The sequence below is a fragment of the Paracoccus sp. SCN 68-21 genome (assembly GCF_001724535.1).
Classification (GTDB): Bacteria; Pseudomonadota; Alphaproteobacteria; order Rhodobacterales; family Rhodobacteraceae; genus Paracoccus; species Paracoccus hibiscisoli.
This window is the reverse complement of record NZ_MEES01000029.1, coordinates 13631-28791: the sequence shown is the minus strand read 5'-3', so window position 1 is coordinate 28791 and position 15161 is coordinate 13631. Positions and strand designations below refer to the sequence as shown.

Annotated in this window: 17 protein-coding genes; 8 read left to right on the top strand and 9 right to left on the bottom strand. The window is 67.8% G+C overall.

Annotated elements, in window-relative coordinates; genetic code table 11:
* Nucleotides 1–175 precede the first annotated feature (175 nt).
* From ABS73_RS10360 to dapD, 3 genes are read right to left on the bottom strand one after another with little or no spacing between them, the layout of a single operon-like run.
* Nucleotides 176–754 (bottom strand): exopolysaccharide biosynthesis protein, encoded by a 579-nt coding sequence (locus ABS73_RS10360; protein ID WP_277023617.1) that lies wholly within the window; start codon nt 752–754, stop codon nt 176–178.
* A 56-nt stretch (nt 755–810) separates the two neighbouring features.
* Nucleotides 811–1266 carry a YaiI/YqxD family protein gene (locus ABS73_RS10355; RefSeq protein WP_277023618.1) on the bottom strand — a complete coding sequence of 152 codons (456 nt, stop codon included), beginning with the start codon at nt 1264–1266 and terminating at the stop codon, nt 811–813.
* The gene (gene dapD, locus ABS73_RS10350) at nt 1266–2087 is read right to left on the bottom strand and encodes a 2,3,4,5-tetrahydropyridine-2,6-dicarboxylate N-succinyltransferase (protein ID WP_277023619.1); all 822 of its coding nucleotides are present in this window, start codon (nt 2085–2087) and stop codon (nt 1266–1268) included. Before dapD ends, ABS73_RS10355 begins: the two co-directional genes overlap by 1 nt.
* A gap of 104 nt (nt 2088–2191) precedes the next feature.
* Here dapD and ABS73_RS10345 point away from each other — a divergent pair, with 104 nt between their 5' ends.
* Both ABS73_RS10345 and rsgA read left to right on the top strand, forming a co-directional pair.
* Nucleotides 2192–3022 carry an LOG family protein gene (locus ABS73_RS10345; protein WP_277023620.1) on the top strand — a complete coding sequence of 277 codons (831 nt, stop codon included), beginning with the start codon at nt 2192–2194 and terminating at the stop codon, nt 3020–3022.
* 40 nt (nt 3023–3062) lie between these two features.
* Nucleotides 3063–4070, top strand: coding sequence for a ribosome small subunit-dependent GTPase A (gene rsgA / locus ABS73_RS10340; protein WP_277023622.1), 1008 nt, complete (start codon nt 3063–3065; stop codon nt 4068–4070).
* Here the strand turns inward: rsgA and rlmN are convergent.
* Nucleotides 4067–5248 (bottom strand): dual-specificity RNA methyltransferase RlmN, encoded by a 1182-nt coding sequence (gene rlmN, locus ABS73_RS10335; protein ID WP_277023652.1) that lies wholly within the window; start codon nt 5246–5248, stop codon nt 4067–4069. The genes rsgA and rlmN overlap by 4 nt on opposite strands.
* Before the next feature lie 111 nt (nt 5249–5359).
* Nucleotides 5360–5881 (bottom strand): invasion associated locus B family protein, encoded by a 522-nt coding sequence (locus tag ABS73_RS10330; RefSeq protein ID WP_277023624.1) that lies wholly within the window; start codon nt 5879–5881, stop codon nt 5360–5362.
* Nucleotides 5882–6030: 149 nt separating this feature from the next.
* Between ABS73_RS10330 and ABS73_RS10325 the strand changes: the two genes are divergently transcribed.
* A complete protein-coding gene (locus ABS73_RS10325; RefSeq protein ID WP_277023626.1) occupies nt 6031–7017 on the top strand; it encodes an asparaginase in 987 nt (328 codons plus the stop codon).
* Nucleotides 7018–7134: 117 nt separating this feature from the next.
* On the opposite strand, the gene ABS73_RS10320 is transcribed toward ABS73_RS10325, so the two are convergent.
* Entirely contained in the window at nt 7135–7893 is a 759-nt protein-coding gene (locus ABS73_RS10320) for a TSUP family transporter (protein WP_277023654.1), read from the bottom strand.
* A 37-nt stretch (nt 7894–7930) separates the two neighbouring features.
* Nucleotides 7931–8809 (bottom strand): phosphoserine phosphatase SerB, encoded by an 879-nt coding sequence (gene serB / locus ABS73_RS10315; protein WP_277023628.1) that lies wholly within the window; start codon nt 8807–8809, stop codon nt 7931–7933.
* A 133-nt stretch (nt 8810–8942) separates the two neighbouring features.
* On the opposite strand from serB, the gene ABS73_RS10310 reads away from it, so the two are divergent.
* The 4 genes from ABS73_RS10310 to hspQ all read left to right on the top strand — a co-directional run bounded on the left by ABS73_RS10310 (nt 8943) and on the right by hspQ (nt 13014).
* Nucleotides 8943–10088: a phosphoserine transaminase gene (locus ABS73_RS10310; protein ID WP_277023629.1), complete on the top strand. Its 1146-nt coding sequence runs from the start codon at nt 8943–8945 to the stop codon at nt 10086–10088.
* A gap of 106 nt (nt 10089–10194) precedes the next feature.
* The gene (serA, locus tag ABS73_RS10305) at nt 10195–11784 is read left to right on the top strand and encodes a phosphoglycerate dehydrogenase (protein WP_277023631.1); all 1590 of its coding nucleotides are present in this window, start codon (nt 10195–10197) and stop codon (nt 11782–11784) included.
* Nucleotides 11785–11853: 69 nt separating this feature from the next.
* Nucleotides 11854–12576 (top strand): metallophosphoesterase, encoded by a 723-nt coding sequence (locus ABS73_RS10300; RefSeq protein ID WP_277023633.1) that lies wholly within the window; start codon nt 11854–11856, stop codon nt 12574–12576.
* Between the two features lie 90 nt (nt 12577–12666).
* Nucleotides 12667–13014 (top strand): heat shock protein HspQ, encoded by a 348-nt coding sequence (gene hspQ / locus ABS73_RS10295; RefSeq protein ID WP_423805192.1) that lies wholly within the window; start codon nt 12667–12669, stop codon nt 13012–13014.
* A gap of 3 nt (nt 13015–13017) precedes the next feature.
* Here the strand turns inward: hspQ and ABS73_RS10290 are convergent, their stop codons facing one another.
* Nucleotides 13018–13521, bottom strand: coding sequence for an ATP-binding protein (locus ABS73_RS10290; protein WP_277023635.1), 504 nt, complete (start codon nt 13519–13521; stop codon nt 13018–13020).
* The gene (locus ABS73_RS10285; protein WP_286693448.1) at nt 13518–13877 is read right to left on the bottom strand and encodes an STAS domain-containing protein; all 360 of its coding nucleotides are present in this window, start codon (nt 13875–13877) and stop codon (nt 13518–13520) included. Before ABS73_RS10285 ends, ABS73_RS10290 begins: the two co-directional genes overlap by 4 nt.
* A gap of 65 nt (nt 13878–13942) precedes the next feature.
* On the opposite strand from ABS73_RS10285, the gene ABS73_RS10280 reads away from it, so the two are divergent.
* Nucleotides 13943–15103, top strand: a complete 1161-nt coding sequence (locus tag ABS73_RS10280; RefSeq protein WP_277023638.1) for an acetyl-CoA C-acyltransferase — start codon at nt 13943–13945, stop codon at nt 15101–15103.
* Nucleotides 15104–15161 lie beyond the last annotated feature (58 nt).

Genomic DNA, 15161 nt, shown 5'->3' with positions numbered 1-15161 from the left:
TAAAGGTGCTGACATGATTCATCCTTTCTGGGAGGATGAATCACAAGCAGACCCCTTTGGGAATCCCATGATTCCGGTTTTTGCAGAAACGCTTTAGGGCGCCCATGCCCCGGTGCCGACAGGCGCCGGGGCAGCGGTCGGGCGGGGCTCGATGCCCCGCCCGACCGCTCCTCGCTCAGGTCACGACCATCGTGACCAGACCCGCGATCCCGCCGATCGCCATCAGCCCCAGCACGACGAAGGCCCCGTCCCGCGCCAGCAGGCCAAAGGCCATCAGGCTGACCACCACGCCCATCAGCGACGATGTGAACGGCACCAGCTCCAGAAACGGCATCGCCATCCCGCAGCACAGGCAGATCGCCTGCACGATCCACCGCATCGGCCGCCGCACCAGCAGGGTCAGGCGCTCATCCGTGACCCGGTCCAGGAACCGCGCGGGCCGCTCCATCCAGTCCAGCCCCTTGCGCAGCTTGGCACCCGACACGCGCCGGTCCATCAGAAAGCCCGGCAGCCAGACATGATCCCGCCCGATCAGCATCTGCGCCGAAATCAGCGCGATCATGATCCCGCAGATGCTGGAGAACAGCGGCACGCCGGACAAAGGCGACACCACCGCCAGGGCGGGAATCATCAGATTGGGGGGCAAGGAATCCTCGCCCAAGGCCTCGACCACGCTGCGAACGCTGACGCGCGGGACATCGGCGGCCCCCCGGACGCGACCGATCAGGTCGGTGATAATCTGGTCGTCGGACATGCTATGCTCCTGGGGGGTGACGGCGCTCAACGCGGGCCGCGCGCGGGAGTTTCGCCTCAGCCCGCGCGGCGGGCCGCGACCAGCAGCCGGTCCAGCGATTGCAGGAACCGCGCCCGGTCGGCCTTGCCGAAACCCGCCCCGCCGCCCTTGTGGAACGGGTCCGCCGCGCGGATATCGGCCATCAGGTCGCGCGTGGCCAGCCGCGGGCCGATGTTGCGGGCGTCCAGCACCTCTCCGGCATGGGTCAGCACCGCGGCGCCCGCCTTGATGCAGCGATCCGCCAGCGGCAGGTCGCCCGTCACCACCACATCGCCCGGACCGCAGCTGTCGGCGATCCACTTGTCGGCCTCGTCCGGGCCCGCAGCCACGATCTGCAACCGGACCAGCGGATGCGTGGGCATCCGCAGCCCGCCATTGCAGACCAGCACCATCGGCACACCCATGCGGATGGCCACCCGCTCGGCCTCGGCCTTGACCGGGCAGGCATCCGCATCGATGAACAGCGTGGTCATCAGTCGCGCAGCAGCTCGTTGATCGAGGTCTTGGACCGCGTCTGCGCATCCACGCGCTTGACGATCACCGCGCAGTACAGGTTCACGCCGTTCTTGGACGGCATCGTGCCCGACACCACGACCGAACCCGCCGGAACCTCGCCATAGGTGACGGTGCCGGTCTCGCGGTCCACGATCTTGGTCGACTGGCCGATATAGACGCCCATCCCCAGGACCGACCCCTCGCGCACGATGCAGCCCTCGACCACCTCGGAGCGCGCGCCGATAAAGCAGTCATCCTCGATGATCGTCGGCCCCGCCTGCAGCGGCTCCAGCACGCCGCCGATGCCCACGCCGCCCGACAGGTGGACGTTGCGGCCGATCTGCGCGCAGCTGCCGACCGTGGCCCAGGTGTCCACCATCGCCCCCTCGCCCACATGGGCGCCCAGATTGACAAAGGACGGCATCAGCACCGCGCCCTTGCCGATGAAGGCGCTGCGCCGCACGATCGCGCCGGGCACCGCGCGGAACCCCGCCGCACGCCAGTCGTCGGCGGTCCAGCCGTGGAACTTGGACGGCACCTTATCCCACCAGTTCGCGCCCTGCGGGCCGCCCGACATCTCCTCCATGTCGTTCAGGCGGAACGACAGCAGCACGGCCTTTTTCGCCCATTGGTTCACATGCCAGTCGGCGCCGCGCTTTTCCGCGACGCGCAGGGTGCCGGCGTCCAGCTGGTGCAGCGTCTCTTCCACCGCCTCGCGGGTGGCGCCGGTGGTGGCGGGGTTGATCTCGGCGCGGGCCTCCCACGCGGTTTCGATGGCTTGTTCCAGATCTTGGGTCATCTTGGCCTCTTGTTGCTGTCGCGTCCGGGTGGAAACTGTTCCCCCGGGGCTATAAGCATCAAGCAATGCCCGCGCAATCCGCGCATCCCCACGCCGAGGCCTTGATGACCGATACGACCGAACAGGACCGCGCCCACCCCCTGCCCCACAGCAGCCGCGACGCCGCCCGCGTCCAGCATGTGCCCGACACGCCGCAGACCCGCGCGCCGTCCTATCGGCTGGCCTTCACCGACCGCGATTTCCTGCTGCGAGAGGAGCTGCGCCCCGTGCGCCTGCAGCTGGAACTGCTGAAGCCGCAGATGGTGATGGACGAACACGGCATCGAATCCACCGTGGTGATGTTCGGCGGCGCGCGCATCCCGGCGCCCGACGGTGCCCCCCGCGACGCGCGCAGCCCCGCCTTGGCGGAGATGTCGAAATACTATACCGAGGCGCGTCAGTTCGCCCGCCTGATGACCGAACGCAGCCTGGCGCAGGGCGGCAAGGACCTGGTCATCTGCACCGGCGGCGGCCCCGGCGTGATGGAGGCGGGCAATCTGGGTGCGCATGAGGTCGGCGGCCAGTCGATCGGCCTGGGCATCGTGCTGCCGCACGAGCAGGCGCCCAACCCCTATGTCTCGCCGGACCTGTGCTTCAACTTCCACTATTTCGCGATCCGCAAGATGCACTTCCTGATGCGCGCCCGCGCGATCACGGTGTTCCCCGGCGGCTTCGGCACCCTGGACGAGCTGTTCGAGGCGCTGACCCTGATCCAGACCGGCCGCATGGCCCGCATCCCCGTCCTGCTGTTCGGTGCGGAATTCTGGGACGGCATCATCAACTGGCAGGCGCTGGCCCGCGCGGGCACCATCAGCGCCACCGACCTGGACCTGATCCGCTATGTCGAGACCGCGGACGAGGCCGTGGCCATCATCGACGCCTGGACGCCCGCATGAAACGCTTGCATCGCGCCCGTGGCCCGATCATGCAGAACGCATGACAAACACGCTGGACGATCTGGGCTGGGTGCCCTTCTTTGCCGATCAGCTGACGGACGACGATGCGGGGCTTGTGCCCATGCGCATCGCCGCCGTGCACCGGTCGCGGCTGATGGCCGAAACCGGCGCGGGCCAGGTGCGGCTGGACCTGCCGATCCATGCCTCGACCGCCGATTACGCGGTGGGGGACTGGGTGCTGGCTAAGGGTGACACGCGCGTGGTGGCCCGCCTGCTGGACCGCCGCGCCCTGCTGCGCCGCCGGACCGAGGGCGCCGATGCCCGCCAGCTGATCGCAGCCAATGTGGACACGCTGTTCGTGGTCACATCGTGCAATGACGATTTCAACCCGGCGCGTCTGGAACGCTATCTGGCCCTGGCGAACGAGGCCGGGACCGACCCGGTGATCGTGCTGACCAAGATCGACAAGGTGGACGACACCTCCGACTGGCTGGACCGCGCCCGCACCCTGCAGCGCGGGTTGCAGGTCGTGGCGCTGAACGCGAAATCGCCCGATGCGGCGGACGTGCTGGCGCCCTGGTGCGGACCGGGGCGGACGGTCGCGCTGGTCGGCTCGTCCGGGGTGGGGAAATCGACGCTGCTGAACACGCTGTCGGGGCGCGATGCGCAGGCCACAGGCGATATCCGCGAATCGGACGCCAAGGGACGGCACACCACCACATCGCGGTCGCTGCATCCGGTGGCGGGAGGGGGCTGGGTCATCGACACGCCCGGCATGCGCACGCTGCACGTGGCCGACGTCGCCGTGGGCATCGAGATGCTGTTTGCCGAGATCACCGAGCTGGCGCCCCAATGCCGGTTCCGCGACTGCACCCATGCGCATGAGCCGGGCTGCGCGGTGCAGGCGGCGGTGCGCGCCGGCACGCTGGACGCGGGCCGCCTGGACCGCTGGCGCAAGCTGCATGACGAGAATCGCGACAACACCCCCGTCCAGACCGGGCCGCGCGGCAACCGCACGACCCTGCCCCGCGGGTCCAAGCGCCGCTAGGCGGTTTCGGCCGCGATCTGGGCGCGCGACTTGCGGCCCCGTTCGGTCGCGGATTTCAGCTGGCCGCAGGCGGCCATGATGTCCTCTCCGCGCGGGGTGCGGATCGGGCTGGCGTATCCCGCATTGTGGATGATGTCCGCGAACGCATGGATGCGGTTGTTGCTGGAGCGTTTGTAGGGCGCGCCGGGCCATTCGTTGAACGGGATCAGGTTGATCTTGGCCGGAATGCCGCGGATCAGCTCGACCAGGCGGTGCGCGTCGGCATCGCTGTCGTTCACCCCCGCCAGCATCACGTATTCGAAGGTGATGCGTTCGCTGTTGGTCAGGCGCGGGTATTCGCGCAGCGCGTCCAGCAGCGTGGCGATGTTCCAACGCTTGTTGATGGGCACCAGGCGGTCGCGGACCTCATCGGTGGTGGCGTGAAAGCTGACGGCCAGCAGGCAGCCGATCTCGCGCGCGGTGCGGGCGATCTCGGGGACCACCCCGCTGGTGGACAGGGTGATCCGCCTGCGCGACAGGGACAGGCCCTCATTGTCCATCACGATCTTCATCGCGTCGCGGACATTGTCGAAATTGTACAAGGGCTCGCCCATGCCCATCAGGACGATGTTGCTGATCAGCCGTGTCTCATCCTTGGGGGCGCCCTGGACGGGCCATTCGCCCAGATCGTCGCGCGCCAGCATCAGCTGGCCCACGATTTCGCCGGCGGTCAGGTTGCGGACCAGTTTCTGCGTGCCCGTGTGGCAGAAGGAACATGTCAGCGTGCATCCGACCTGGCTGCTGACACACAGCGTGCCGCGGCCCTCCTCGGGGATATAGACGACCTCGACCTCATGGCCGCCGGCGATGCGGACAAGATATTTGCGGGTGCCGTCATTGCTGACCTGGCGCGTCACGACCTCGGGCAGGGTGATTTCGAAATTCCGGGCCAGCAGGGCGCGGTAATCCTTGGCCAGGTTGGTCATCTGGGCGAAATCGCGCACGCCCCAGTGATAGACCCACTGCCAGACCTGACCCACGCGCATCTTGGCCTGACGTTCGGGCGTCCCGGCGGCGAGCAGCGCGTCCAGCAGCTGCGCGCGGGTCAGGCCGACGATGTTCGTCAGCCCCCCGTCCGGCAGCTTGCGCGGAATGGTCAGCACGTCTTGCGTGATCGGGGCCGCGCCTGCGGCCTGCATGGGAACGACGGTCATGGGCCACCCGGAGATTTGCGTAAGGTGCCGGACATAAGACAGGCGGCGCCGGAAATCAACCGGCGCCGTCCCTGAGAATGTCGTGGGCCTTCGGCCTTACTGGCAGCGCGACCGCGCGGTGTTCGTCGCGGCGGTGATGCCCGACAGGCTGAACGTGTCCTTGGTCGTGGTGCCGCGGGCCGAACGGCCGGTCACGACGGCAGACGATCCGGCGCGCAGGGCTGCGATCAGCGCCTCATCGTCGGAGGGGCTGCCGGTCCAGGCGCTCTCGGCCTCGGTGAACAGGTTGAAGGTGCGGCCACCGACATCGACCTCGACCGTCGAATCGGGGGCGAAGGGATAGCCGCCGCTGAAGCTGACCTCGCCGTTCTGGCCCGGGCGATAGGCCACATACAGGCGGATGTCGCCGCGCGACACCTCGGTAGGCTGTCCGTTGCGGGTGTTCAGGGTCGAGCGCGGGGGCGACACGGCCCAGCATTCGCGCGGATTGTCCGCCGCGAAGACCGTCCAGTCCCCTTCGGTCGCCACGACATTGCTGGATTCTTGCGCAACAGCCGTGCCCAATCCGGCGATCAGGACAAGGCTGGCGCCCAGTCCGCGCAGGGTGGTGGTAATCATGCTCTGGCCTCCTGCCATTCAATTCGCCGCTTCGCCCGGCGTTCTTCCTGATTGCTGTGGTCTTTTCAACCATCTGTCGTCAGGATAGCGAAAATCGCCGCCCGTGAAAGGCCGCGCAAGCACAATCGCGCAATTGTCAGGGAAAAACCATGCGGTCTGCGGACATGATCGAACTGTGGCGCGGCCCCCTGTGCGAAAGCCTGCATCGCGGCCATGCGGTCATCTGCGACGCGCATGGCGTGGTCGAGGCCTGGGGCGTGCCCGGGCAGGTGATCTATCCCCGGTCGTCGTGCAAGATGATCCAGGCGCTGCCCCTGATCGAAAGCGGGGCGGCCGACGCGGCGGGGCTGACCGACCGCCAGCTGGCCCTGGCCTGCGCCAGCCATTCGGGGGCGGCGATGCATGTCGCGGCCGTGGACGACTGGCTGACCGGGCTGGGGCTGGGCGAACCGGACCTGCGCTGCGGCTGCCACATGCCCCGCGACGCGGCCGAGAACCGCCGCCTGACCTGTTCGGACACCGCGCCCTGCCAGCTGCACAACAACTGTTCGGGCAAGCATGCGGGCTTTCTGACGCTGAACCGCCACCTGAAAGGCGGGCCGGATTATGTCGAACCCGACCACCCGGTCCAGCGCGCCGTCAAGGCCGCCTTCGAGGAGGTCACCGACGAGGACAGCCCCGGCTTTGGCATCGACGGCTGTTCCGCCCCGAACTGGGCCTGCACGGTCGAGGGGCTGGCCCGCGCGATGGCGCGGTTCGCCAACCCGGGCACCGACCGGCGCGGCCAAGCCATGCGGCGGCTGGTCGACGCGATGCGCACCCATCCCGACATGGTCGCCGGAGAGGGCCGGTCCTGCACCGAGCTGATGCGCGCCATGAACGGGGTTGCCGCCATCAAGACCGGGGCCGAGGCGGTGTTCGTGGCGATCCTGCCCGATCAGGGCCTGGGCGTCGCGCTCAAGATCACCGATGGCGGCACCCGCGCCAGCGAGGCCGCGATCACCGCGCTGCTGATCCATCTGGGGGTGCTGGACGCGGGCCACCCGGCGGCGCAGGCGCACCTGGACGGCCCGATCCTGAACTGTCGCGGCCTGGTCACCGGCAACCTGCGCCGCGCGCCCGGCTTTCCCGGCTGAGCACCGTCACATCCCCGACATGCAGTCGTGGTTAACTGACAGGACGGGATACCCCCGTCCCGTCCCCCTGCCCCCGAACCGGCGCCCCTTGGCAGAGGTGGCGCCGGATACGGGGCCTCAGATCATCTGCCAGATCAGCCGCCCCGCCAGCAGGGTCGAGGTCACGACCAGCAGCGGCTTGATCAGCCGCGCGCCGATGCGCGAGGCCAGCCGCGCCCCCAGCATCGCCCCCGCGATCTGTGCCGCCCCCATCGCCATGCCCAGCAGCCACAGCGGCTGACCGACCAGCGCGAAGGCCCCCAGCCCGCCCAGATTCGAGGCAAAGTTCAACAGCTTGGTATGCGCCGTGGCCTTCAGCACGCCGTATCCGGCCAGGGTGACGAAGCCGATCATGTAGAACGCCCCCGCCCCCGGCCCGATCAGCCCGTCATAAAAGCCGATGAACGGCACCACCGTCGCCGCAAAGACCAGCGGCGTCAGGCGGCGCGTGCGGTCCAGGTCGTTCAACCCCGGCTTGAACGCAAAGAACAGCGCGATGCCGATCAGGATCACCGGCAGGATCAGCCGCAGCCCGTCGGTCGGAATCGCGCTGACCAGCACCGCGCCCGCAGCCCCCGCCGCCCCCGCGATCAGCGCCGATCGCCATTGGCTGCGCAGATCGACCAACCCTCGTGCCGCATAGCTGAGCGCCGCGGTGCCCGCGCCAAAGACGCCCTGCACCTTGTTCGTGGCCAGCGCCTGCGCGGGCGACAGGCCCGCCAGCATCAGGATGGGCAGGGTGATCAGCCCGCCTCCGCCCGCGATCGCATCGACGAACCCTGCGGCAAAGGCCGCCAGCATCAGCAGCATCACCAGATCGGCGGTCAGGTCGAACATCATCATCGGCGCTTTCGGAATGGGGGCAGGAAACGGGTCAGGGTGTGACGAAATCGTCGTCCGCAAAGCCCTGCAGATACAGCAGCGCGGTCAGGTCGCCGTGGTTGATGCGGATCTGGGCCTGGGCTGCCACCGCGGGTTTCGCATGAAGCGCCACCCCGGCACCGGCCAGCTGGATCATCCCCAGGTCGTTGGCCCCGTCGCCCACCGCGATGGCGTTCTGCGGCGTGGTGCCAAGGCGGGCGGCGATCTGGGTCAGGGCGTCGACCTTGGCCTCGCGGCCCAGGATGGGCAGGGCGACCTGACCGGTCAGCACCCCGTCCTGCGTCAACAGCGTGTTGGCCCGATGTTCGTCAAAGCCAAGGGTCTGCGCCACGGCTTGGGTAAAGCTGGTGAAGCCCCCCGACACCAGCGCGGTATAGGCCCCATGCGCGCGCATGGTCGCGACCAGCGCCGGCCCGCCCGCAGCATAGGTGATACGCTCGGCCAGGACCTGCGCGATGACCGCCTCGGGCAGGTTGGCCAGCAGCGCCACGCGTTCGGTCAGGGCGGCGTTGAAATCCAGCTCTCCGTTCATGGCGCGGGCGGTGATTTCGGCCACGCGGGGGCCGAAACCTGCCATGTCGGCCAGCTCGTCGATGCATTCCTGGTTGATCATGGTCGAATCCATGTCGGCGATCAGGATGCGCTTGCGCCGCCCGCCCGCCGGCTGGATCGCCAGGTCGATGCCGATCATCTGCAGGTCGGACCAGACCTGATCGGCATCCTGCGGCGGGGTCGCGATATCGAATTCGGCGGCCACGCCCGGCGACAGCCAGCGCGTCACATCGCCGCCCCACCGGTCGGCCAGACCGCCGGGCAAAGCATCATCCAGATTGGCTGCGGCAGGCGCCGCGATCAGCGAGACGGTGAACATGGGGGCGGTCCTTGTGCGGTTGCGTCCGGGTGTAGGGCAAAGTTTTTTCTTGCGCCAGAGCGGGCGGGGCCTTAGGTCGGTCGATGGGACACCCCTCCCCAACGAGGGGCTTTTTAGCTGGAAGGCTAGCCAGATGACCGATCATCCGATCCCGGCTGCGCGCCCGGAAAACCCGCGCTTTTCTTCGGGCCCCTGCGCCAAGATCCCCCATTATTCCCTGGACATGCTGTCGGACGCCCCCCTAGGCCGTTCGCATCGCGCCGCTGTCGGCAAGTCCAAGCTGGCCGAGGCCATCGACCTGACCCGCGCGGTCCTGGGTGTGCCGGCCGATTACCGCATCGGCATCGTGCCCGGCTCTGATACCGGCGCGGTCGAGATGGCGATGTGGACCCTGCTGGGTCAGCGCCCCGTCGAGATGCTGGCCTGGGAAAGCTTTGGCGAGGGCTGGGTCACCGACGCGGTCAAGCAGCTGAAGCTGGACGCGGTGGTGCGCAAGGCCGATTACGGCAAAATCGTCGATCTGGCAGAGGTCGATTTCGACAAGGACGTCGTGTTCACCTGGAACGGCACCACCAGCGGCGTACGCGTGCCCAACGGCGATGCGATTCCCGCCGACCGCGATGGCCTGACCATCTGCGACGCGACCAGCGCAGCCTTCGCGATGGACCTGCCGTGGGACAAGCTGGATGTGGTGACCTTCAGCTGGCAGAAGGTGCTGGGCGGAGAGGGGGCGCATGGCGTGCTGATCCTGTCGCCGCGCGCCGTCGAACGGTTGGAGAGTTATACCCCCGCCTGGCCGCTGCCCAAGATCTTCCGCATGACCAAGGGTGGCAAGCTGATCGAGGGCATCTTCAAGGGTGAGACGATCAACACGCCGTCCATGCTGGCGGTCGAGGATTATCTGGTCGCGCTGAAATGGGCCCAAGGGCTGGGCGGCCTGCATGCGCTGATCGCGCGGGCGGATGCCAACGCGGCTGCGGTGCGCGATTTCATCGCGGACAAAGACTGGATCGCGGATCTGGCCGAGGACCAGGCGACGGGTTCGACCACCAGCGTCTGCCTGAAGTTCACCGATCCGGAGATCAAGGACGGGGCGGCCTTCGCCAAGGCCGTGGCCAAGCGGCTGGAGAAGGAAGGCGTGGCGCTGGACGCCGGCGCCTATCGCGACGCGCCTGCGGGCCTGCGCCTCTGGTGCGGATCGACGGTCGAGACCAGCGATGTCGCAGCGCTGATGCCGTGGATCGAATGGGCCTATCGCGCCGAGCTGGCCGCCCAATAAGCCGAGAGGACCGGGGGCCAGCCCCCGGACCCCCGGGATATTTTCCTGAAGAAGAAACGTGGCGTCGGCGAGGCCTGGCCCCGATGCCCTTGCAAGGACGAATGACATGCCGAAGGTTCTCGTGTCCGACAAGCTGTCGGAAACCGCCGTCCAGATCTTCCGCGATCGCGGGGTCGAGGTGGATTACCTTCCCGATCTGGGCAAGGACAAGGAAAAGCTGGCCGAGATCATCGGGCAGTATGACGGGCTGGCCATCCGGTCGGCCACCAAGGTGACCGACAAGCTGCTGGAGGCCGCCACCAACCTGAAGGTGATCGGTCGCGCGGGCATCGGGGTCGACAATGTCGACATCCCCGCCGCCAGCAAGAAGGGCGTGATCGTGATGAACACGCCGTTTGGCAACAGCGTCACCACCGCCGAGCATGCCATCGCGATGATGTTCGCGGTCGCCCGCCAGCTGCCCGAGGCCAGCGTCAGCACCCATGCCGGGAAATGGGAAAAGAACCGCTTCATGGGGGTCGAGCTGTTCAACAAGACCCTGGGCGTGATCGGCGCGGGCAATATCGGCGGGATCGTGATCGACCGCGCCCTGGGCCTGCACATGAAGGTGCTGGCCTATGACCCCTTCCTGTCCGAGGACCGCGCCAAGGAGCTGGGCGTCACCAAGGTCGAGTTGGACGATCTGCTGGGACGGGCCGATTTCATCACCTTCCACGTGCCGCTGACCGAGAAGACGAAGAACATCCTGTCGCGTGAGGCGATCGCCAAGCTGAAGAAGGGCGTGCGGATCATCAACTGCGCCCGCGGCGGCCTGGTGGACGAGGAGGCGCTGGCCGAGGCGCTGAAGGATGGCCGCGTGGCCGGTGCGGCGTTCGACGTGTTTGCGGTCGAGCCCGCGACGGACAGCCCACTGTTCAACCTGCCCAACGTCGTCGTGACGCCCCACCTGGGCGCCGCCACCACCGAGGCGCAGGAGAACGTCGCCCTGCAGGTGGCCGAACAGATGTCGGATTACCTGCTGTCGGGCGCGGTTCAGAATGCGCTGAACATGCCGTCCGTCACCGCCGAGGAGGCCGCCGTGATGGGGCCGTGGATCAAGCTGGCATCGCATCTGGGCGCCTTTGTGGGCCAGATGACCGATGAGCCAATCAAAGCGATCAATGTGCTGTATGACGGCGTCGTGTCGGAAATGAACCTGAACGCGCTGAACGCGGCGGTGATCGCGGGCGTGATGAAGGCGGGCAACCCGGACGTGAACATGGTCTCCGCGCCGGTCATGGCCAAGGAGCGCGGCGTGCAGGTGTCGACGACTAAGCAGGACAAGGCCGGCGCCTTTGAGGGTTACGTCAAGGTCACCTGCGTGACCGAGACGCGCGAGCGGTCTATCGCAGGCACCGTGTTCAGCGACGGCAAGCCGCGCTTTATTCAGATCCGCGGGATCAATGTCGATGCCGAGGTCGGCCACCACATGCTGTATACCCGCAACAAGGACGTGCCGGGCGTGATCGGCGCTCTGGGCATGACCCTGGGCGATCTGGGCGTGAACATCGCGAACTTTACCCTGGGGCGGTCCGCCAATGGCGCGGATGCCATCGCGATCCTGTACCTGGACGAGGCGATAAGCGACGAGGCCCTGGCCACGCTGCAGAACACCGGCAAGTTCCTTCAGGCCCGCCGCCTGCAATTCGAGGTTTGACCTTGGCCCCGCACGCCCCTAGCCATGGGGCGTGCGGCCTGCCTGCCGCGCGCCACGGTCAGGGGACAGATGCGACTTTATGCGATCGGCGACATTCACGGACAGCTGGACCTGCTCAAGGCTGCGCATCAGCGGATCTTTGACGACGGAGGCCCTGACGCGGTCATCGCCCATGTCGGCGACCTGATCGACCGCGGCCCCGATTCGCGCGGCGTGGTCGAGCATCTGATGCAGGGACAGCGCGCCGGGCGGCCCTGGATCGTGACCCGCGGCAATCACGACCGCTTTCTGCCGGCATTCCTGAACAGCCCGGACTGGATCGACCCCGGCCTGTCCTCGGGTCAGCATTGGGTGGATCATCCGGGTCTGGGGGCCGCGGCCACGCTGCGGTCCTATGGGGTGGACCCGGATCAGCCGCGCGATGCGCTACTGCGCGACGCGCGGGCGGCGGTGCCTGCGGATCACGCGCGCTTTCTGGCGGCGCTGCCGCTGTGGTATCTGCATCCGCTGGCGCTGGTGGTTCATGCGGGCGTCCGGCCGGGGGTGGATCTGCAGAACCAGGCCGAGGGCGATCTGGTCTGGATCCGGCAGGGGTTCCTGGACAGCGACGCCGATCACGGCACGCTTGTCGTGCATGGCCACACCGCGCTGGAGGCGCCGAGGCTGTATCGCAACCGCCTGAACCTGGATGGCGGAGCGGCCTATGGGCGCCCCCTGTCGGCCGCGGTGATCGAGCAGGGCGCCGTCCATCTGCTGACCGACAGCGGCCGCCACCTGATGCGCGTCGACTAGGGTCGCGCGCAGCTTTCGGGCATCCGGTGGACAGAATCACCGTGGCGCGTTAGAACGCGCGCTTATTTCCGAATGATCGCGGATGGACAGATGGAACCCCCCCGGATGCAGGCCCAGAGCCGCCACGCGAAATACAGCCTGGGCCAGGTCGTCCGGCACCGCACGCGCCCGTTCCGCGGGGTGATCTTCGACGTCGATCCGGAATTCGCCAATACCGAGGAATGGTACGAATCGATCCCAGAGGGTTCGCGCCCCGACCGGGACCAGCCCTTCTATCACCTGTTCGCCGAGACCGAGGCCACCTATTACGTGGCCTATGTCTCGGAACAGAACCTGGAGCCGGACGCCTCGGGCGAGCCGCTGGACCACCCGGAGGTGGGCGACATGTTCACGGCCTTTCAGGATGGCAGGTACCATCTGGTCGGGCTGGTCAACTGACGCTCAGCTGGCCTCCAGTTGGGCAAAGGGGATGCTGAAGGCCAGATAGTTGCGGCTTTCCTCGCGGTAGTAGCACAGCGCCTGCGTCAGGTCCTGGATCAGGAACCAGCCGAAGCCGCCCTCGGGCAGATCGTCCGCGACCATGTCCGGCAGGCTGCGGGGCAGCAGGCAGTCATCGGGCAGCGACACGCCGTCATCGGTCAGCGCGCAGGCCAGCCCGGAATTGTGGCGCACGATGCACAGGTGGATCACCGGCAGGGGCCCCGGCCCGGGGGCGGCCTGCCCCAGGGGCGCGTGTTCGGCGACGTTGTTCATCACCTCGGCCAGGACCAGCTCCAGCCGGCCCAGGGTGTCGTCGCTGACCTCTCCGCGAAAGCGGTGGCGGACATCCTGCAGGGTGTCGCGCACGGTCAGCGGATGCGCGTTCAGCACGCGGTGGAACATCGGCTGGGTCAGCGTCGCGGCGCGGTTCCCGATTCCCGGATCGGACCGTTCGGTGGGTGTCATTCACGTGGCTCCTTCTGAGCGGTGAGGGGCTGGATGTCGAAGACGCTGTCCATCCGCGTCAGTCGGAACACCCGTTCGACATTGGGCGTCAGCGCCAGCAGCACCAGCGCAAGATTTTCGGGCAGGCTTTTGCGGACCGCGATCATGGCCCCCAGCCCGGAGCTGTCCATGAAATCCACCGACCCCATGTCCAGGTGAACCGATTTGCGGTTCTTGACCACGATCTCGCGCAGCTTGTCCTTGAACAGGGTCGCAATGGCCGCGTCGATCCGCGATTCCGTCACCTTGATGTTCAGATGGGATTCGGCATCCTCGACGATGAACTGCATGATCAGGCCTTCCTTGCGTTCCTGCACCCTTGACTAGACCCAAAAGGTTACGATCCGGTAAGCGCAGGGCAGGACCGTCAGGGGGGAAGATCATGACAAATCGAAACATCTATGTGCTGGGCGCCGCGCGCACGCCGATGGGCGGGCTGATGGGCGCGCTGTCGGGCGTCGCGGCGGCCGATCTGGGCGGCGCGGCCATCGCCGCAGCCCTGGCGCGGGCCGGACAACCCCAGCCGGACGCGCTGTTCATGGGCTGCGTGCTGCCTGCCGGTCAGGGCCAAGCGCCCGCCCGCCAAGCCGGCTTCGCGGGCGGGCTGGGCCAAGAGGTGCCCGCCACCACGCTGAACAAGATGTGCGGATCGGGGATGCAGGCCGCGATGATGGGTGCCGACATGATCCTGGCGGGCAGCGCCGATCTCGTGGTCGCGGGCGGCATGGAGAGCATGTCGAACGCCCCCTATCTGCTGCCCCGGATGCGGGCGGGCGCGCGGTTGGGCCATGCGCAGGCGCTGGACCACATGTTCCTGGACGGGCTGGAGGACGCCTATGACAAGGGCCGCCTGATGGGCACCTTCGCCGAGGATTGCGCGGCCGAATTCGCGTTCTCGCGGCAGGCGCAGGACGACTATGCCCTGACCAGCCTGACCCGCGCGCAGGAGGCCATCGCCAGCGGCGCCTTTGCCACCGAGATTGCGCCGGTCACCGTGCCCGCGCGCGGCAAGGTCACCATTGTCGAGACCGACGAACAGCCCGGCCTGGCCCGCCCCGACAAGATCCCGCTGCTGAAACCGGCCTTTCGCGCGGATGGCACGGTGACGGCGGCCAACAGCTCCAGCATCTCGGACGGGGCGGCGGCGCTGGTGCTGGGGACGCGGGCCGAAGGCGCGCTGGCGCGCATCGTGGGCTATGCCAGCCACGCGCAGGCGCCGGGCCAGTTCCCGACCGCCCCCGTCCCGACCGCCGAAAAGCTGCTGGCGCGGATCGGGTGGGACAGGGACAGCGTCGATCTGTGGGAGGTGAACGAGGCCTTTGCCGTCGTGCCAATGGCCTTCATGGCGCGGATGAGCCTGTCCCATGACCGCGTCAATGTGAATGGCGGCGCCTGCGCCCTGGGCCACCCGATCGGCGCATCGGGGGCGCGCATCATCGTGACGCTGATCCATGCGCTGCAGGCGCGCGGGCTGCGGCGCGGCGTCGCGGCCATTTGCATCGGTGGCGGCGAAGGCACGGCTTTGGCGGTCGAACTGACCTGATCTGCCCAGGAATCGCGCAACCGGCGTGCGGATTGCCCGGGTCGGCGTGGCCCCTGCG